The 18,810-nt window shown below is 72.2% G+C and carries 13 protein-coding genes; 8 read left to right on the top strand and 5 right to left on the bottom strand.

Annotation, left to right across the window (positions count from 1 at the left end):
* Positions 1-290 precede the first annotated feature (290 nt).
* Positions 291-1,499: an MFS transporter gene (locus DP939_RS14150; RefSeq protein ID WP_199565151.1), complete on the top strand. Its 1,209-nt coding sequence runs from the start codon at positions 291-293 to the stop codon at positions 1,497-1,499.
* Here the strand turns inward: DP939_RS14150 and DP939_RS14145 are convergent.
* Complete coding sequence (locus DP939_RS14145; protein WP_199565150.1) at positions 1,442-2,464, bottom strand: GlxA family transcriptional regulator; 1,023 nt, start codon at positions 2,462-2,464, stop codon at positions 1,442-1,444. The two genes, DP939_RS14150 and DP939_RS14145, sit on opposite strands and share 58 nt — an antisense overlap.
* A 71-nt stretch (positions 2,465-2,535) precedes the next feature.
* On the opposite strand from DP939_RS14145, the gene DP939_RS14140 reads away from it, so the two are divergent.
* Positions 2,536-3,822, top strand: a complete 1,287-nt coding sequence (locus tag DP939_RS14140; RefSeq protein WP_199565149.1) for an MFS transporter — start codon at positions 2,536-2,538, stop codon at positions 3,820-3,822.
* The gene (locus DP939_RS14135) at positions 3,803-4,528 is read left to right on the top strand and encodes a peptidyl-tRNA hydrolase (RefSeq protein ID WP_113981110.1); all 726 of its coding nucleotides are present in this window, start codon (positions 3,803-3,805) and stop codon (positions 4,526-4,528) included. Before DP939_RS14140 ends, DP939_RS14135 begins: the two co-directional genes overlap by 20 nt.
* Before the next feature lie 7 nt (positions 4,529-4,535).
* Here the strand turns inward: DP939_RS14135 and DP939_RS14130 are convergent, their stop codons facing one another.
* A complete protein-coding gene (locus DP939_RS14130; protein ID WP_113981109.1) occupies positions 4,536-5,585 on the bottom strand; it encodes a DUF3616 domain-containing protein in 1,050 nt (349 codons plus the stop codon).
* A gap of 444 nt (positions 5,586-6,029) precedes the next feature.
* Between DP939_RS14130 and DP939_RS14125 the strand changes: the two genes are divergently transcribed.
* Positions 6,030-6,527, top strand: coding sequence for a DUF1269 domain-containing protein (locus DP939_RS14125; protein WP_113981108.1), 498 nt, complete (start codon positions 6,030-6,032; stop codon positions 6,525-6,527).
* 96 nt (positions 6,528-6,623) lie between these two features.
* Positions 6,624-8,663 carry an ATP-dependent zinc metalloprotease FtsH gene (ftsH, locus tag DP939_RS14120; protein WP_113981107.1) on the top strand — a complete coding sequence of 680 codons (2,040 nt, stop codon included), beginning with the start codon at positions 6,624-6,626 and terminating at the stop codon, positions 8,661-8,663.
* Positions 8,664-8,670: 7 nt separating this feature from the next.
* Here the strand turns inward: ftsH and DP939_RS14115 are convergent, their stop codons facing one another.
* Both DP939_RS14115 and dnaE read right to left on the bottom strand, forming a co-directional pair.
* Complete coding sequence (locus DP939_RS14115; RefSeq protein WP_113981106.1) at positions 8,671-8,979, bottom strand: DUF6300 family protein; 309 nt, start codon at positions 8,977-8,979, stop codon at positions 8,671-8,673.
* Positions 8,976-12,518 (bottom strand): DNA polymerase III subunit alpha, encoded by a 3,543-nt coding sequence (dnaE, locus tag DP939_RS14110; RefSeq protein ID WP_113981105.1) that lies wholly within the window; start codon positions 12,516-12,518, stop codon positions 8,976-8,978. Before dnaE ends, DP939_RS14115 begins: the two co-directional genes overlap by 4 nt.
* A 109-nt stretch (positions 12,519-12,627) precedes the next feature.
* On the opposite strand from dnaE, the gene DP939_RS14105 reads away from it, so the two are divergent.
* Both DP939_RS14105 and DP939_RS14100 read left to right on the top strand, forming a co-directional pair.
* Positions 12,628-13,578 (top strand): LysR family transcriptional regulator, encoded by a 951-nt coding sequence (locus DP939_RS14105; protein ID WP_113981104.1) that lies wholly within the window; start codon positions 12,628-12,630, stop codon positions 13,576-13,578.
* A gap of 147 nt (positions 13,579-13,725) precedes the next feature.
* Entirely contained in the window at positions 13,726-16,347 is a 2,622-nt protein-coding gene (locus tag DP939_RS14100) for a DUF6493 family protein (RefSeq protein ID WP_147267987.1), read from the top strand.
* A 164-nt stretch (positions 16,348-16,511) separates the two neighbouring features.
* Here DP939_RS14100 and DP939_RS14095 read toward each other — a convergent pair whose 3' ends face one another.
* Positions 16,512-17,132: a TetR/AcrR family transcriptional regulator gene (locus DP939_RS14095; protein ID WP_158578565.1), complete on the bottom strand. Its 621-nt coding sequence runs from the start codon at positions 17,130-17,132 to the stop codon at positions 16,512-16,514.
* Between the two features lie 84 nt (positions 17,133-17,216).
* Here DP939_RS14095 and DP939_RS14090 point away from each other — a divergent pair, with 84 nt between their 5' ends.
* Positions 17,217-18,755 (top strand): FAD-dependent monooxygenase, encoded by a 1,539-nt coding sequence (locus DP939_RS14090; RefSeq protein ID WP_113981101.1) that lies wholly within the window; start codon positions 17,217-17,219, stop codon positions 18,753-18,755.
* Positions 18,756-18,810 lie beyond the last annotated feature (55 nt).

Below are 18,810 nucleotides of genomic sequence, written 5' to 3'. Positions count from 1 at the left end.
GCCGCCGGTGACGTCGGCAGGAGAGGTAGGGTCAAGGCTATGGTCAGCGCCGCACCAATGGCGGCCGCTCGATATGTCCGGCCCATGAACGCACCGATCTTTCGGATGAATGCGAATGCCGCTCATGACAATGAAGGATCTTGCGAGGGCTGGTAAGGGATTTCGGCTGGCCAATTGCCGACATGTCGTAAAGATGACAGGCACCGGTCAACGTCCGTCCGCCGTCCGGTCACCGGCGAAGCGCCGGACGTCCGGCCTCCCGCGCGACCCGCCCGCTGCCTGATCATCGGATGGTGAACACCTATCGGGAAGTCTTCGCAGTCGGTGAGTTCCGCACCCTGTTCGGCGCGCAGACGGCGAGCATCGCCGGCAAGACCACCCAGATGCTGGCTCTGTCCACGCTGGTCTATCAGCAGACCGCATCGCCGTTGCTGGCCGCCCTGGCCTACTTCGGGAACTACCTGCCGCAGGCGATCGGCGCGCTGACGCTGCTCTCGCTGGCCGACCGGCTTCCCCCGCGCCGCCTGCTGGTCACCTGGGACCTCGTCCTGGCCACGGTGATGGGCGTGCTCGCGCTCGGTGTGCTGCCAGTCTGGGCGATGCTGGCGATGGTGGCGGCCTGCGGCGTCTTCGACGCGGTGTCGGCCGCCTCACGTACGGCGCTGCTGGCCGACCTGCTGCCCGGCGGCGGGTACGTGCTCGGCCGGTCGGTCTTCAACATCGCCGTGGGCGGCATGCAGATCGCGGGTTTCGCGGGCGGCGGCCTGCTCATCGGCACGGCCGGACCGACCGGCGCGCTGTGGGTGACCAGCGCGATGTTCGCGATCACCGCGACGGTCAACCGGCTCGGCCTGCGGGCCAGGCCGGCGCGCGCCACCGGGCGGGCCTCCATCGGCGAGACCTGGCGCGGCAACCGCGCGCTGCTCGCCGACCGCCGCACCCGTGGCCTGTTGCTCATCCAGTGGGTGCCCAACGGGCTGGTCGTGGGGGCCGAGGCGTTGTTCGTCCCGTACTCCCCGGCGAGCGCGGGAGGGCTGTTCTGCGCGGCGGCGGGCGGGATGCTGCTCGGGGACGTACTGGTCGGGCGTTGGACCACCGCGCGCGTCCGGCGGCGGCTGGCGGTGCCGCTGTTCGTGCTGCTCGCTCTGCCCTACCTCGCCTTCCTGGCCAGGCCACCGGTGGTGGTGGCGGCCGTGCTGGTCGCGGTGGCGTCGTTCGGGTTCGCGTCGCACCTCGGCGCGCAGGAGCGCTACCTTGCGGCCGTACCGGAGCAGCGGCGCGGCCAGGCGCTCGGCCTGGCCGGGACCGGCCTGGTCACCGGGCAGGCGCTGGCCGCCTCGCTGTCCGGCTCGCTGGCCGAACTGCTGCCCGTGCACCAGGCGATGGCCGCGATGGCGGGGGCCTCACTGCTGGCCACCGCCTGCCTGCTGCCGCACCTGCGCTATCGCGCGGCCTCCCGCGCGGTCGACGACTCCGGCGAGGCCGCGCGGAAGGTGTGACGGTAGGCCAGCGGCGCCACCCCGACCGCCGCGCGCAGGTGCTGGCGCAGCGAGACCGCGGTGGCGAACCCCGAGCGCCTGGCCACCTCGTCCACCGGCAGGTCGGTGTGCTCCAGCAACTGCCTGGCGTGCTCCACCCGCTGCCCGGCCAGCCACCGGGCCGGACTGACCCCGGTCTCCTCACGGAACCTGCGGGTGAAGGTCCGCACGCTCATCCGCGCGTGCGCGGCCAGCGTGGCGAGGTCGAGCGGTTCGTGCAGCCGCGTCAGCATCCAGGTGCGGGTCGGCCCGGTGCCGGACTCGCGCGCCGAGGGCAGCGGCCGCTCCACGAACTGCGCCTGCCCGCCCTCCCGCCAGGGGGCCACCACACAGCGGCGGGCCAGCGCGTTGGCCGCCCGGCTCCCGTGGTCGCCGCGCACCACGTGCAGGCACAGGTCGATGCCCGAGCCCACCCCGGCCGAGGTCAGGATGTCGCCGTCGTCCACGAACAGCACGTCGGCGTCGAGCCGGACCTGGGGGAACAGCGCACGGAAGCGGTCGGCCTCCCGCCAGTGGGTGGCCGCCGGGCGGCCGTCCAGCAGGCCGGCGGCGGCCAGCACGAACGCGCCCGTGCAGATCGACACCAGCCGCGCCCTGCCCGCCGCCGCGCGCAGCGCGCCGTACACCGGCTCCGGTAGCGTGCCCTCGACCAGCGGCGGGCCGTCGTGGATGCCGGGGATCACGACGGTGTCGGCCCGGCGCAGCGCGGACAGGTCGTGGTCGGGCACGACGTGGAAGCCGCCCGTCGATCGCACCGGCCCGCCGTCCGCAGAACAGACCTCCACCTCGTACAGTGGCCGTCGCGGCACCTGGCCGGGCCGCTCGGCCGCCCGGAACAGGTGCGTGCAGATGCCGAGGTCGAAGGCGACCACCTGATCGAGCAGGAGGACCGCGACCCGGTGCGTGCCGTCCTGCGCCGCGCTCATGGCCGAATCCTTTCACATATTGGCTACCCGGCCACTCGCCGGACTTCCGGTCCGTCGGAAAACATGGCCGGGTGACTGTTACCGCTGATCGCAAGCGCGTCCGGCCGCGCCTGCACCGGGCCTGGTCCGTGGCGCTCATCGCGCTCGTGGCGATCATCGGCGCCGCCGGGTTCCGCGCCACCCCCGGCGTGCTGATCACCCCGCTGGAGGACGAGTTCGGCTGGACCCGCGGCACGATCTCGCTGGCCGTCTCGGTCAACCTGCTCCTGTACGGAATGACCGCCCCGTTCGCCGCCGCGCTGATGGACCGGTTCGGCATGCGCAAGGTGGTGTCGGCCGCGCTCGTCCTCGTCGCGACCGGCAGCGGGCTCACCATCTGGATGAAGGCGAGCTGGCAGCTCGTGCTGTGCTGGGGGGTGCTCGTCGGGCTGGGCACCGGGTCGATGGCGCTCGCGTTCGCCGCCACGGTCGCCGACCGGTGGTTCGTCCGGCACCGCGGCCTGGTGACCGGCATCCTCACCGCGGGCGGGGCCACCGGCCAGCTCATCTTCCTGCCGCTGCTCGCCTACCTCGCCGGTGACCACGGCTGGCGCACGGCCGCCCTGGCCGTGTCCGCCGCCGCGCTCGCCGTCGCCCCGATGGTGTGGCTGCTGCTGCGCGACCACCCCGCGGACGTCGGCACGACGGCGCTGGGTGCGCCGCCCGGCCAGGTCGCGCCTCCGCCGACCGGCGGGGCGGGCGCGCGGGCCCTGCGGGTGCTCGGGTCGGCGGCGCGCACCCGGCCGTTCTGGCTGCTCGCGGGCGGCTTCGCGATCTGCGGCGCGAGCACCAGCGGGCTGGTACAGACCCACTTCATCCCGGCCGCGCACGACCACGGGATGGCCGAACCGGTCGCCGCCGGGCTGCTCGCCCTGGTGGGCGTCTTCGACATCGTCGGGACCGTGCTGTCCGGCTGGCTCAGCGACCGTGTGGACCCGCGTGTCCTGCTGTGCGCCTACTACGCGCTGCGCGGGGCGTCGCTGCTCGTCCTGCCCAGCCTGTTCTCGGCCACCACCGAGCCCAGCATGCTGATCTTCATCATCTTCTACGGGCTGGACTGGGTGGCCACGGTACCGCCCACCATCGCCCTGTGCCGCAGCGCCTACGGCCGCGACGGCGCGGTCGTCTTCGGCTGGGTCTTCGCCTCCCACCAGGTCGGCGCGGGCATCGCGGCCACCGCCGCCGGGCTCACCCGCGACGCGCTGGGGGAGTACACCCTGGCGTGGTACGGCGCGGGCCTGCTCTGCGCCTTCGCCGCCATCATGTCGATCCGGATCCCCCGGCAGGCATCCTTGAAGAGTGAACCAGTCGCAGGATGAGACACAAGGGGACAAGAGAGTCCTGCCGATCGTCGTCCGCATCGAGCGGGCCACGCCGCCCGGGCGCACCGACGCCCTGGAGGCCGCCGCCCGCGCGGTGCTGACGCTGCTCGACGATCCGCGCTCGGCCGAGCCGGAGGAATGGTCGATGGCCGTGCGCGAATGGGAACGGCTCGGCATCAGGAAGGTCGTACGCCGGGCGCGGGGCGCGGAGTGGCGGCGCGTCCTCGACCTGCCCGGGATCACCGTCACGTACGGCACGGCCGAGGTGCGGGTGCATCCGCCGGTGCCGCTGGACGACTGGCCGAAGGACCTGAGCAGGCTCCAGGTCCGCGGCACCGAGCTGGAGGACGCCGCCCCGCCGCCCGCGCCCCCCGCGGAGGGCGCGGTGCTCTGGATCAACCCGGGGCTGACCATGTCGGCGGGCAAGGCCATGGCCCAGGCGGGGCACGCGGCGCAGCTCGCCTGGTGGGGGAGCGAGGAGACGGCCCGCAAGGCGTGGCGGGAGGCGGGGCTGGCGCTCGCCGTCCGCACCGCGGCCCCCGGCCAGTGGGAAGGGCTCGTGGCAAGCGGCCTGCCGGTAGTCCGCGACGCGGGGTTCACCGAGATCGAGCCGGGGTCGTGCACGGTCGTCGCCGAGGCCCCTTGGCTGGAGGCGGCCGGTCATCGTCCGCCCGGAGAGGGGCCCCTGCGCGACGCCGGGTGATCCGCTCTCAGGCGAGCGGGAGCACGTCGGCGTAGACGCCGCCCTCGGGGGTGAGCCGCCCGGGGGCGGGGCTGTCGTAGACCACCATGAGCGAGCCGTCGCCGAGCACGGTCATGCCCTCCGGGTGGTCGTCGCCGACGCCGTACGGCGGCTCGGCGACCGGCTCCAGGTCCGAGGCCGGCACCACCTCGGCGCCCGCAGGGCCGTCCGGCCCCATCGCGCCCCGCCACCGCACCACCCGGACCGGACCGTCCAGGTCCATGCTCGGCCCCGCGAGGATCAGCAGGTCATCGCCGTGCGGGCACAGGTCCCGCACGCCCAGGCCGCGCAGGTTCAGGAAGTGCTTGCGATACCGCGCGCCGGGCCCCTCGCCGCCGGGGATCTCGGCGAGCCGCAGCCGGTCGCGCCGGTGCGCCCGCGGCCGGATCTCCAGCAGCACCGCCCAGCCGCGCAGCACCGGCCCGCGCAGCCCGATGAACACCCGCTCGCCCCGGACGGCGATCCCTTCGATGTCCAGGCCGTTGTCCTTGCCCGGGATGTCCAGGAACGGGGACAGGTGCGGGTCGTCGGCCAGCATGTCGGCCAGGTTGGCACCGGGACCGGCGAGGATGCCCGCGGCGCGCTCGCCGTCCTCGCGGACCGGGCGGACGTCCGGCGTGCCCTCGCCGACCAGCGGCAGGCGCAGCAGTACGAAGCGGTTCTCCTCGCGCAGCACGGTGGCGAGCCGGCGGCGCGCCTTGTGCGGCTCGCCGGACTTGACCCTGCGGCGCTTCCGGCTGTGCGAGCCCACCGCCCACAGCCAGCCGTCGTCGCGGGCCAGCCCCTCGATGTCGGCCTCCTCGTCCCGCCCGGCGGGCAGCTCGACGTAGTCGGCCAGGGCGAACCCGCGCTGACCTTCGTAGCGGCCCTCGCGCGGCACCAGGTGCTCGATGGTGGCCGTCTCGTCCCCGGCCAGCCACAGTCCGTGACCGTCGGTGCGGATGGCGGAGAGGTTGGTGTGCGTCTGGAGATCGCGTGAGTCGTCGTTGAAGCGGAGTTCCACCCGGTGCTGCGGCATGGGGACATCATGACAGCGCGTACGCGAGTCGCCGAGTGGTTCCCTTGATATACCGACCTGACCTGAACTTTCACGAAATCCAGTGAAAGGTAGGCACTTTGCCGTACGCTTCGGAGCGTGCCGGATGGGGTCGGTGGGGTTCCAGTGATGGAAGAGACCACCCGCCCTGGCACGCGCATCAACTGATCCCACACCGGTTACGCACCGGTACGGGTTTGCCATAGACGCGCGGCCCCGGGGCGTCGCGACCGCCATGGTGGTCGCCACGCCCCGCCGCCACGCCGACCGGGCGAGGTGACGCCCGGGCCGATCGCCGCGCCATCGGCCCGTCCGACCCTCGCCCGGCTTGCGCCCCGCTCGGTCATGTCGCGATCACAGGTTCAGAATCTCCCTGGATGGGGAGGTACGCGGTGTTCTGCCGGTCCATGACGTTCGGGGGTACTCGTGGCCGAACTGCTCGCCGTCGTCTACCGCGACCCAGGAGTCGCGGGCCTGGTACGCGACGGGCTGCTCAGGTCACGGACCAAGGACCTGGCCCAGGTCGCCGACGTCGTGATGGCCGAATGCGAGGGCGACGGCCGCCTCGCGCTGCGCCAGTCGAGCACCACCGCCGCCGCGGGTCCGGTGGGGCACAGCCTGTGGGGCGGGCTGATCGGGCTGATCTTCTTCATGCCGCTGGTCAACGTGGCCCTCGCCTCGGCGGGCGGCGCGTCCCCGCAGCCGGTGACCGGTCTCGGGGCCGACGACACCTTCCTGCCCCGCCTGGCCGAAGCCCTCACCCCCGGCAGCGCCGCCGTGTTCGTGCTCGCCGTTCCGGCCGCGCCGCGCCGGTTGCTCGACACGCTCGCGCCGTACGGCGGGAAGATCGTTAGCACCACCCTCGGCCACGCCGCCGAACGCCAGCTCCGCGACGCGCTCGCCGTCGTACGCCCCCGGCACTGACCCGCCCCGCCCGAGCAACCGGCACCGGACACTGGACGCGGACCCGGAACAGGGGCGGTAGAGACTGGAGGGGAGACGAAGGGACGGAGGACGACCGTGGCGCGATCCGGCACCCCGCACGAGCGTGGCGGCACCCCCGAAAGTTCCAGAGAGAGCCCCGAACACGCCCGGGGCAACGGCGACGACCGGCGCGAGGCGGGCCTTCGGCCATGGCGCGCCGAAGGGCTGCCCGGCGGCCCCGGCGGCCCGCAGCGCCCACGGATCAACTGGTGGCGCTTCGCGGTCACCCTGCTCGCCGCCTACGCCGTGTTCTTCGTGATCTCGACGTTCTTCGACGCGGGGGGCATGGAGACCATCTCCTACACGCAGTTCACCAAGCAGGTCCAGGCGGGCAACGTCAAGGAGGTCTACGCCCAGGGCTACTCCATCGAGGGCGACCTGAAGAAGGCCGCCGCCGACCCCGACAACGAGGGCGTCACCTACACCCGGTTCCGGACCGAACGCCCGACCTTCGCCGAGGACGACATCTACCGCGAACTGGTCCGGCACGACGTGGTGGTCAGCGCGGAGCCGATCACCCAGCAGCGCGGGTTCCTGGTCAACCTGCTGCTCGCGCTGTTGCCGGTACTACTGCTCGCCGGGCTGTGGTTCTGGCTGCTGCGCCGCTCGGCGAGCATGATGGGCGGCGGCGGTCCGGGCGGCGGGTTCGGCGGCCTTGGCGGCCTCGGCCGGTCGAAGGCCGCCAAACCGGTGGAGAGCGCCAAGATCCGCGTCAACTTCGATGACGTGGCCGGGATCGACGAGGTGGAGAACGAGCTCGTCGAGATCGTCGACTACCTCAAGGACCCGGACAAGTACCGCAGGCTCGGCGCCAAGCTGCCCAAGGGCGTGCTGCTCGCCGGGCCGCCCGGCACCGGCAAGACCCTCCTGGCCAGGGCGGTCGCGGGCGAGGCCGACGTGCCGTTCTTCAGCGCGAGCGCGTCGGAGTTCATCGAGATGATCGTCGGGGTGGGCGCGTCGCGGGTGCGCGAACTCTTCGAGGAGGCCCGCAAGGTCGCCCCCAGCATCATCTTCATCGACGAGATCGACGCCATCGGACGTACCCGCGGCGGGGCCACGATCGGCGGGCACGACGAGCGCGAGCAGACGCTCAACCAGATCCTCACCGAGATGGACGGCTTCACCGGCTCGGAGGGCGTCATCGTCATCGCCGCCACCAACCGGCCCGAAGTGCTCGACCCGGCGCTGCTGCGGCCGGGGCGGTTCGACCGCACGGTGATGGTCGCGCCGCCGGACGCGGCCGGGCGTACCGAGATCCTGAAGGTGCACACGCGCGGCGTGCCGCTCGCGGCCGACGTGGACCTCGGCAGGCTCGCCAAGACCAGCCCCGGCATGACCGGTGCGGACCTGGCCAACCTGGTCAACGAGGCGGCCCTGCTGGCCGCCAAGCGCGGCGAGAACGCGGTGCGCAGCGCCGACCTCGCCGACGCCCTGGAAAAGCTCCAGCTCGGCACGGCACGCGCGATCGTCATGCCGGAGGAGGAACGCCGACGTACCGCCTACCACGAGGCCGGGCACGCGCTGCTCGGCATGCTCCAGCCCGGCGCGGACCCGGTCCGCAAGATCTCCATCATCCCGCGCGGGCGGGCGCTCGGCGTCACCCTCTCCACGCCGGAGAGCGACCGTTACGCCTACGACGAGCGCTACCTGCGCGGGCGGATCATCGGCGCGCTCGGCGGGATGGCGGCCGAAGACCTCGTCTACAACATGATCACCACCGGTTCGGAGAGCGACCTGGAGCAGGTCACCGCGATCGTGCGCGGCATGGTCGGGCGGTGGGGCATGTCGGAGCGGATCGGCCCGCTGACCATCCTGCCCGGCTCGGCCCAGGACGGCCCGCCCGCCGCCGCCCCCGCCACGCTCGCGGCGGTGGACGAGGAGGCCAGGCGCATCGTGGAGGAGTGCTACGCGGTGGCGCGCAGGGTGCTCGCCGAGAACCGGGACCGCCTCGACGCCATCGTGATCGCCCTTCTGGAGGAGGAGACTCTGGACGAGACCCAGGCGTACACCGCGGCGGGTCTCGCCCCGGCCCCCAAGCACACCTCCGCCCCGCTGCTCCCCGAGACCCCGGCCTGACCGGGGGTCACAGGTCGCCGCGGTGCCAGGCGGCGGACTCGGCCTCGACCGCGAGCGGGTCGGGCCGGGGCGGGCGGGCGCGGCCGATCCAGTGGCGCAGCAGCCGCGCCAGGGTGGTCGCGTCCTGGTGGCAGGGCGACGGGTGGACGGCGAGGTACGTGACCAGCGGGTCGGCGGCGTCGCACCGGGTGCACAGCAGCACCTCGCTGAGCCCCCGGACCGGGTTTCCCGAGGTGTTGGTCCAGGTGTGCGGGAGGCGGAGTACGGCGAGCACGTCGCCCGCGCGGCAGCGGGGGCACTTCCCGTGCGTGCTCATGCGCCGCCGATCGAGCCCGCGCCCAGCAGCGCCTTGATGTCACCGTAGAAGGCGGGCCGCGGGGCGACCTGGAAGGGTTCCAGGCGCAGCAGCAGGGGCCGGGCCCCCTGCCGGAGCAGCCGTACGTGCACCGGGGACGGGCCGGGATGGGCGTTCAGGATGTTTTTGAACTCCCGCACCAGCCGGCCGGTCACATGGCTCTCCTGCAGGACGATCACCACGGGCGGCTCGGCGGTGGCGTCGACGTCCAGCGTGGCGATCTCCTCGCCGTACACGCTCAGCGTCTCGTCGCGCACGTTGATCCGGCCGCGCACACTGATCACTCGGTCCTCGGCCAGGGTCTCGCCGTACAGCGTGTAGGTCTTGGGGAAGACCAGGCACTCCACGGCGGCGTCGTGGTCCTCAAGCGTGACGATCGCCCACGGGCTGCCCTGCTTGGTGACCTTGCGCTGCAGGCCGGAGACGATGCCGCTGACCCGGACGGCGCCCTCCTGCCGCCCGGAGGCCAGCAGGTCGGCGATCGTGGTGTCGCGGTTGGCGGCCAGGACGCGTTCCGCGCCGTCCAGCGGGTGGGCGGAGACGTACAGGCCCAGCATCTCGCGCTCGTAGGCGAGCAGGTCGGCGCGGTCCCACTCGCCCTTGGGAACGGCGACCGAGAAGGCGGCGTCGCCCTGACCGGGTTCGCCGAACAGCGAGTCCTGGCCGTGGGCCTCGTTGCGCTTGACGTCGATGACCGCGTCGATGGCCTGCTCGTGCACCGCGACCAGCGCCGCCCGGTCATGGCCGAGGCCGTCGAACGCGCCCGCCTTGGCCAGCGACTCGATCACCCGCTTGTTGCAGACCACCGGCGGGACCTTGGCCAGGAAGTCGTCGAAGTCGGTGTAGGGGCCCTTGGCCTCGCGGGTCGCGACGATCGCCTCCACCACGTTGGCGCCGACGTTGCGCACCGCGCCCAGCCCGAACCGCACGTCGGAGCCGACCGCGGCGAAGTCCAGCCGGCTCGCGTTGATGTCGGGGGGCAGCACCCGGATGCCCAGCCGCCGGCAGTCCGACAGGTAGACGGCCATCTTGTCCTTGTCGTCGCCGACGGAGGTGAGCAGCGCGGCCAGGTACTCCGGCGGGTGGTTGGCCTTCAGGTAGGCCGTCCAGTAGGAGACCAGGCCGTATCCGGCGGTGTGCGACTTGTTGAAGCCGTAGCCGCTGAACGGCACCAGGACGTCCCAGACGGCCTTGATCGCCTCGCCTGCGAAGCCGCGGTCGCGCATTCCCGCGGCGAACCTGTCCCATTCGGCGTCCAGGACCTCTTTCTTCTTCTTGCCCATCGCCCGGCGCAGCATGTCGGCGGCGCCGAGGGAGTACCCGGCCAGTTGCTGGGCGATGGCCATCACCTGCTCCTGGAACACGACCAGGTGGTAGGTGTCGCCCAGGATGGGTTCCAGCGCGTCGGCGAGTTCGGGGTGGATCGGCTCGATCGGCTGCTTGCCGGTCTTGCGCAGCGCGTAGTTGGTGTGGGCGTTCATCTCCATCGGCCCCGGCCGGTAGAGCGCGTTCACCGCGGCGATGTCGGTGAACGTGGTGGGCTGCATCAGCCGCAGCAGCACGCGCATGCCGCCGCTGTCCAACTGGAAGACCCCGAGCGTGTCGCCGCGCGCCAGCATCTCGTACGTCGTGGCGTCGTCCAGCGGGATGTCCAGGATGTCGATGTCGATCCCCTTGTTGGCGCGGACGTTCGCGATGGCGTCGCCGATGACGGTGAGATTGCGCAGGCCGAGGAAGTCCATCTTGAGCAGGCCCATGTCCTCGGCCTGGGTGAACGGGAAGCCGGTGATGACCGGCCCGTCGGCCTTCGGCCTGGCCAGCGGGAGAACGTCGATCAGCGGCTCGCTGGACAGGATCACCCCCGCGGCGTGGATGCCGGTGCCCCTGGTCAGGCCCTCCACGCCGGTCGCGGTGTCGACCACCCGCCGGACGTCGGGGTCCTGCTCGTACATGGCGCGCAGCTCGGTGGCCTCCCCGTGCCGGGGGTGGCGCTCGTCGTGGATGGCCGCGAGCGGGATCTCCTTGCCGCCGACGGCCGCGGGGAACGCCTTGGTGATCCGGTCGCCCAGCGCGTACGGCAGGCCCAGCACCCGGCAGGAGTCCTTGATCGCGGCCTTGGCCTTGATCGTGCCGAAGGTGACGATCTGGCAGACCCGGTCCTCGCCGTACTTCCGGGTCACGTAGTCGATCATCTCGTCCCGCCGCCGGTCGTCGAAGTCGAGGTCGACGTCGGGCATGGTGACCCGCTCGGGGTTGAGGAAGCGCTCGAAGATCAGCTTGTGCTCGATCGGGTCGAGCTGGGTGATGCCCGTGCAGTAGGCGACCATCGAGCCGGTGGCCGAACCGCGGCCGGGGCCGAGGCCGATGCCGTGCTCCCTGGCGTACCGGCAGATGTCGGCGACCACCAGGAAGTAGCCGGGAAAGCCCATGGCGTCGATCACGGACAGCTCGTAGTCGATGCGGTCGAGCACTTCCCGGGGCGGGTCGCCGCGGTAGCGGCGGCGCGCGCCCTCCAGGGTCTCCGCGCGCAGCCGGCTCGACTCGGTCTCGCCCTCGGACACCGGGAAGCGCGGGGTGAGGTCGCGGTGGGCGAACACCTCGCCGTAGTCGCCGATCCGCTCGGCGATCAGCAGGGTGTTGTCGCAGGCTCTGGGGACCTCGGCGTCCCACAGGTCGCGCATCTCGGCGGCGGTCTTGACGTGGTAGCCGCTGCCGCCGAACCGGAAGCGGTCGGCGTCGGCGAGCCGCTTGCCGGTGCCGATGCACAGCAGCGCGTCGTGCGCCTCGACCTGGGCCTCGGTCACGTAGTGGGAGTCGTTGGTGGCCAGCGGGGGCAGGGCGAGGTCGCGGCCGAGCCTCAGGAGGTCGTCGCGGACCCGGCGTTCGATGGCGAGGCCGTGGTCCATCAGTTCCAGGAAGTAGTTGCCCGGGCCGAACAGGTCGCGGTGGCGGGCGGCGGCCTCGCGGGCCTCGTCGTACTGGCCGAGGCGCAGCCGGGTCTGCACCTCGCCGGAGGGGCAGCCGGTGGTGGCGATGATGCCTTGGCCGTGTTCGGCGAGCAGTTCATCATCCATGCGCGGATATTTCTGGACATGCCCTTCCAGCCAGGCGCGGGACTGGAGCCGGAACAGGTTGCGCAGCCCGTCCGCGTCGGCCGCCCACATCGTCATGTGCGTGTACAGGCCGCGCCCGGAGACGTCACCGCCCTCGCCGGTGTCGTCGTTGGAGCGGCGCAGCGCGAGGTTGTCGCTGTAGAACACCGGCCCGCGGTGGCGGCGCGAGGCCGGGGCGACGTACGCCTCGATGCCGATGATCGGCTTGACACCGGCCCTGCGGGCGGCATGGTAGAACTCGTACGCGCCGTGCAGGTTGCCGTGATCGCTCATCGCCACGGCGGGCATCCGCTGCCGGGAGACCTCGTCCATCAGCAGGCCGACCTTGGCGGCGCCGTCGAGCATGCTGTACTCGGTGTGCACGTGCAGATGCACGAAGGACCCCATCGGCGACCACTCCCGCTGGTTGTAGGCTCGTCCGCGACCCGAGCATTCGACCCGAGAGCAGGCGGCATTGTCCAACAACCGACACGCCGCGAAAGCACAACAGACGGTTGTGCAAGAGGGCGCCGACCTCGATCTCGCGGCGGTACGCGCCTTCGTCGCCGTCACCGAGGACCACTACTTCAGCGAGGCCGCGGCCCGGCTGGGGATCACCCAGCAGGCGATCTCCAAGCGGATCGCCAGGCTGGAGGCCGACCTCGGCGTACGCCTCTTCCTGCGCTCCCGCAGCGGAGCCGGCCTCACCGCGGACGGCCGCGCCTTCCTCCCGCACGCCCGCGCCCTGACGAGCATCGCCGACCAGGCCCTCCAGGCGCTGCGCGACCGCAGCCGCCGCCTCCGCGTGGACGTACTGGACACCCGGCTCGCCTCCCTCGACCTGGTCCGCGACTTCCATCAGACCATCGAGGGCACGGACATCGAGGTCATCACCTCCAACGGCCTCCGCTCGGCCCCCGCCTCCCTCACCCAGGGCACCATCGACGCCGCCTTCGCCCGCACCACCGGCCCCCTTGCAGACGGCCTGCGCTCCACCCCCGCCTTCCTGGAGCCCAACTGCCTGATCGTCGGCATGGACCACCCGCTCGCCGCCGAGCGGGAGGTGCCCATGGAACGCCTGTCCGGCGTAACGGTCTGGATGCCCGGCAACGCCCCGGGCAGCGAATGGGGCGAGTACTACCGCCTGCTGGGCGCCGAATTCGACGTCCACATCGACACCTCGGGCCCCGACTTCGGCTGGGAACACTACGTCGCCGAGATCGTCTCCGGCGCCCGCATCGGCATGACCGGCGAACGCTGCCGCCTCCCCTGGCACCCCCGCACGGCCCGAATCCCCCTCGTCGACCCCTGCCCGGTCTACCCGACCTCCCTGCTATGGCACCACCAGAACCACCACCCCCTGCTCCGCTCCCTCATCCGCTTCACCGAATCCCGATTCCCCCCATACGACCCCACCCGCCAATGGCTCCCCGCCCCCGACCGCCCTGCCTTCGAGGCATCGTCCTAGCCCGTCTGCTGCTGAGCCACCGGCCGGATCACCATCTCGCCGTAGGTTCGCGCCGATCGGCGTCGGGCGGACATTGTCGGTGTCGATCAATAGGCTGCGGCGCGTGATCGAGAAGAGATCACGTACCTCCTGGATCGGGGCATCCGCGTGGACATAGTGCAGGGACTGCTCGACCGCATCGAGGCCGGCTCCGTCGCGAGCCTCGTGGCGTTCTTGAAGGGGCTCGACGGCGACGGCAGGCGCGCGGTGGCGCGGCACCTGCCCGGCCATCTGAGCGAGCGCAGGAGCGGCGGCTTCGAGGCCGAGCAGCGGATCCGGGAACTGGCGCCCCTTTACCGGCTCGCCGGGGCGGCCTGTCTGGGCGGGGCGGAGCAGGTGGCGGCCTGGCTCAACCGGCGGGAGCTGAGCTGGGTGGAGCCGAAGGCCGACGCCGTACGGGTCATGTCCGTGCTCGGGGACCGGCCGCTGGAGTGGCGCCGCGACCTGGCCGTCCGCCTGGTACGGCGGTTGCGGGAGCCCCCTGCCGGTTCCACCTGGTGGCGCGCGGAGTCACTGAGGGCCTGGGACCTGGCCGCGGCGCTGGTGATCGAGACGGGCGTCGAGCCGCCGGAGAACGACGCGTTCGTGTCCGGGTGGGTGCTGCGGACGGCCGAGCGGTACTGGAGGAACGGCGGCACTCCGCTACTCGCCGACGATCGGTTGCTCGATCACATGCTGCCGCGCCTGTTCCAGGCGGCGGGGGTGGTGGAGGGGCTGATCTGGGGTGCCGGCCGGCAGGACGGCCTGACCATCATCGGCGAGCTGGTCGCCCTGTCCCGGACGGGCCGCGTGCCGCGCCAAGTGTTGCTCGACGGCTGCCTGAGCCGGTTCCTGACCGGAGGCGGTGCGGCCGAGGTCGCTCCCTTCGTCGAACTGTGGCGGGAGCTGAAGCCGGAAACGGCCGAGATCGCGGTGACCGACTTCGTCCGTGTGCTGCCGTCGGCGTCCTCGCCCGTGGTCCAGCTCGCGCTGGATGAGCTGCACCGCGCGGAGTCCGCGGGAGCGCTCGAAACGGAGCTGTTCGCGGAGGCGGTCCAGGCGCTGGCGTACCGGCCGGAGAAGAAGAACATGACGGCCGCGGTGAAGTGGATCGCGGGCGCGCCCCCGGCCAGGGGTGGTGCCGCGGCGGCCGCGCTGGCGCCCATGTTCGACGTCGACACGCCCAGCCTGCGCGAACGTGCGGTACGCCTCGCGGTCAAGCTCGCCCCGCACACCGCCGAGCCCGACAAGGAGGCGATCCGCGAGGCGGCCGCCCGGCTGCCCGCCGACCTGCGCGAGCGGCTGGCCGCCGCCTTCGGTGGGGTGGCGGAGGCCGAGCCCGAGCCCGTCGCCGCCGCCGCGCCGACCGCGATGGTGCCGCCGGCGCTGCCTCCGCCCATCGTGACCGTGCCGGAGCTGGCCGCTGGGCTGGGCGAACGGCTTTGGCCAGAGGATCCGGCGCGGATCGAGCGCATCCTGTCCGGCCTGGTCGAGCTGACCCACGAGGACCGTGACGCCGTCGTGGCGGGATTGCAGACCTGGTGGCGGGCGAACTGGCGGCATCCCTTCGAGGCGAGCGTCTACGCGTACGGCATCGCCGGCTTCGACGAGGACATCCGCTTGCTCCTGTCGCGTTGCGCGCTGGCCGTCGTGTCTCCTGCGGACAGCCGCGAGCTGACCGCGCTGCTGGAGGCGAACGACCATTGGCCGAGCTCGGAACCCGCCCCGCAACGGTTCGTCCAGCGGCGTTTCCGTGAGGTCATCTCCCTTTTCGAGCGGGCGGAGACGGTTCCCGTACTGCTGGCCACGCCGACCGCGCCCACCGGGCACGTCGATGCGGCCACCCTGGTCGCGCGCATGGAACGACTGGGCGGCGCCGAGCCGCTTGAGTACGACTTCCTGCAGGCGTTGCTGCGGCTGCCGCGCAAGATCGATCCGGCGCTGGTCGCGCGGGCGGAGAGACTGCCGTCGGAGGCGGGCCGCCGGCTGGCGGCCTGCCTGCGCGACGGCGGCCTGCCCGATCCCGCCGTGACCTGGGAGGTCGGGGCGTTCAACCGCCCGGCCTACTACGACCAGTCGCTGCAGGAGGCGCACGCCCGCCTCGCACCACCCGAGGGCTTGCCCGGCCCGATCGCCGAGCTGTGGACTCTCGCCCCCGAGACCGGCTATCCCGCCTTCTCCCGGAACACGGTGTGGTGGCCGCCCATCATGCCCTCACACCGGGAGGCCCTGGCCGCGCACCTCCTCGAATGCCTTCCGGCGAGCGGTGAGGTGGGCGCCGTGCCCGCTCTGGCGCACAACGACGGCCCGGCGGGCATCGCGACCGCGAGCACGATCGTCATCGCCATGAACCATCCGACCCCCGCCCGGCGGGGTCTGGCCACCGACACCATCCTCACGCTGGCCGCGCACGGGGAGCTGCCCGCGGCCGACCTCGGCCGGGCCGTGGGCCACATGGTCCGCGGCGGGCAGGTCAAACTCAACCGGATCACCGGCGTCCTCGCCGAGGTCACGGAGGCCGGGGCGCACGCCGAGATGTGGACGGCCCTGACCCAGGCGGTGCCGCCGCTGCTGCCCGCCCCCGGCGAGAAGGCCAGGGCGGGACTGGGCGAACTGCTCAAGACCGCCGTACGCGCGGCGGTGCTCGCCGGGGCGCGCGACGACATCCCGGGACTGGCGGAGCTGGCGGCGCGCAAGGGCTCAAGCCTGGTGATCCACGAGGCGCGGCGCCTGCACGAGGCGATCTCCTGAGGCCGTCGCTAGTGATCGAGAGCGGGGGTGGCAGGCCCCTACCTCATCGTGATGTCGGCGGCGAGTGTCGCGACGGCGTCCGTGGGGTGATGGCGTCGCGGATCGTGCGGGGTTCCTCTGCCCACGCCGCCTAAGGCGGCACACGCCGCTGGGGCGTCCTGGGGTTACCGGGGTGCGCCCCTCATTCCGTGCAGGAGCAGGGTGGTGAGGGTGTCGATGGCCTGGTCGTCGGGCAGGCGGGTGCCGGGCGGGTCGCCGCCGGCCGCCTGCCAGATGTAGCAGAAGAACTCCAAGGTGGAGAGCGCCGCCGAGGCCATGACGCCCGGGGCGACATTGCCGACGGAGTGGCGTTCGAGGATGGCGGTGATCTCGCGTAGCTCGTCGAACTCGACGTCGCGCAACTTTCGCCAGCGTGCGAAGAACGCCTGATCGGCCATCGACGCCTGGAAGATCGCCACCATCTCGGGCAGGTGCTCGCGATAGGAGTGCCAGTACTGGGCCACGTGCGCGCGCAGGTGGTCATAGGACAGCTCGGGGGCGCGATCGGCGGTGCGTTGCTGCCGGGCCTCCAGATCTTCCAGGAAGTCTCTGGCCAGCGCCTCCAGCAGGGCTTCCTTGTTGGGGAAGTAGGTGTAGAACGAGCCCGCGGAGCGGCCCGCCTCGGTGGTGATGTCGGTGATCTTCGTGTTGAAGTAGCCCTTGGCGGCGAAGACGCGGCGGGCGGCGGACTTGAGCGCGGCCTCGGTGGCGAGCGAACGGGACTGCCGCTGAGGTCGATTGATCATCTCCATCTTGACACGACCGTACCTCAGTGCTGAAACTGGATTCAAGTTTACTGAATCTGAATTCAAGTTCATGGAGGGGTTCCCATGTGGGATGTCGTGGTCGTCGGCGGCGGGCCGGTCGGCCTGTTCCTGGCCACCGAGTTGCGGCTGGCCGGAGCGTCGGTCGTCGTGCTGGAGCGGCTCGAACGGCCTGATCCGGACAAGGACGAGGGAGATCGCGGCGTACAGGCCCGGACCCTGCAGACGCTGCGGCTGCGCGGGCTGCTGGGCGACGTACTCCGGCGGGCCGGCGCGGCGGAGGGGCCGGTGTACGCCGACTTCTCCGGCCCGCCCGGGGAGGACGCGCCCGACGACCTCCGTACGCTCGCCGAGCAGTGGAGCACCCAGCGGCTCAAGGGGCATCTGGCGTTCCTGCCGCTGCTGGACGAGGACGACGGACTCGCCGACGTCCCCGCTCAGGCGGCGGTCTGGCAGGGACACCTGGAGCGAGTGCTGGAGGAACGGGCGCTCGCGCTCGGGGCGGAGATCCGCCGGGGACGGCAGGTGACGGACGTACGCGAGGATGGCGACGCGGTCGTTGCCACGCTGGCGGACGGCGAGCAGGTGCGGGGGGCCTACCTGGTCGGCTGCGACGGCGGGCACAGCCGGGTCCGCCGCGCGTGCGGGTTCGACTTCCCGGGCGACGAGGCCGCCATGCTCGCCCTGCTGGCCACTCCCGAACTCACCGACCCGGCAGCCCTCACACCGGGGATCCACCGGACGCCCACCGGGCTGATGTTCGTCGAACCGCCTCCGGGACAGATCGTGACGGTCGAGTTCGGTGTACCGCAGGCCGATCGCCGTACTCCCGTCACGCGGGAGGAGTTCGAGGCATCGCTGCGGCGGGTCAGCGGGATCGACGTCGAGGTGACCGGCCTGTCGAAGGCCACCCGGGTGACCGACCACGCCCGGCAGGTCACGACGTACCGGCAAGGGCGGGTACTGCTGGCGGGCGACGCGGCCCACGTGCACTCCCCGATGGGCGGCCAGGGCCTCAACCTCGGCCTCCAGGACGCGGCCAACCTCGGCTGGAAACTCGGCCTCGTCGTCGCCGGGCGCGCCCCCGAGACACTGCTCGACACCTACACCGCCGAACGCCACCCGGTGGGCGCCACGGTGCTCCGCAACACCAAGGCGCAGTCCGCCCTGCTGCGCCCCGACCCGCACTCCAACGCCCTGCGCGACCTCGTCGCCGAGCTCATCGAACGCCCTCAGGCCAAGCGGCATCTCGTCGAGATGCTCACCGGAATCGGCCTGCGGGTGCCCCACACCTCCTCTCACCCACTGGGCGGCCGTTTCGTCCCGGTGGCACTGGGCGGCACGGACAACCTGGGTGACCTCCTGGCCGACGGCCACGGCCTGCTGCTGGACCTGACCGGCGACAGGAAGGCGGCCATCGAGGCCGAGGGCTGGCGGGACCGCGTACGGGTGTCCCACGCACGTCCGGCCGGGCTGGACGACGGCCCGCACGCCCTGCTCGTCCGCCCCGACGGGTACATCGCCTGGGGGGCCGAGGATGGGGACGTGACAGGGCTGCGAGAAACCCTCACCCAGTGGTTCGGGCCCGCTCTGACTGGCGCATAGCAGGTAAATCCAGACCCGTCCTTCGGGGTACTTGCCCACCTGCCCCTGATGCTCG

The sequence above is a fragment of the Spongiactinospora rosea genome (assembly GCF_003315795.1).
In the GTDB taxonomy this organism is placed as follows: Bacteria; Actinomycetota; Actinomycetes; order Streptosporangiales; family Streptosporangiaceae; genus Spongiactinospora; species Spongiactinospora rosea.
The sequence above is the reverse complement of the archived record's forward strand: the minus strand, read 5'-3'. Positions and strand labels throughout refer to the sequence as shown.

Excerpts from the sequence above, each read along its gene's own strand:
- DP939_RS14150 (WP_199565151.1), top strand. The coding sequence starts at position 291 with ATGGTGAACACCTATCGGGAAGTCTTCGCAGTCGGTGAGTTCCGCACC.
- DP939_RS14145 (WP_199565150.1), bottom strand. The coding sequence starts at position 2,464 with ATGAGCGCGGCGCAGGACGGCACGCACCGGGTCGCGGTCCTCCTGCTC.
- DP939_RS14130 (WP_113981109.1), bottom strand. The coding sequence starts at position 5,585 with ATGCCGCAGCACCGGGTGGAACTCCGCTTCAACGACGACTCACGCGAT.
- DP939_RS14115 (WP_113981106.1), bottom strand. The coding sequence starts at position 8,979 with ATGAGCACGCACGGGAAGTGCCCCCGCTGCCGCGCGGGCGACGTGCTC.
- dnaE (WP_113981105.1), bottom strand. The coding sequence starts at position 12,518 with ATGGGGTCCTTCGTGCATCTGCACGTGCACACCGAGTACAGCATGCTC.
- DP939_RS14095 (WP_158578565.1), bottom strand. The coding sequence starts at position 17,132 with ATGATCAATCGACCTCAGCGGCAGTCCCGTTCGCTCGCCACCGAGGCC.
- DP939_RS14090 (WP_113981101.1), top strand. The coding sequence starts at position 17,217 with ATGTGGGATGTCGTGGTCGTCGGCGGCGGGCCGGTCGGCCTGTTCCTG.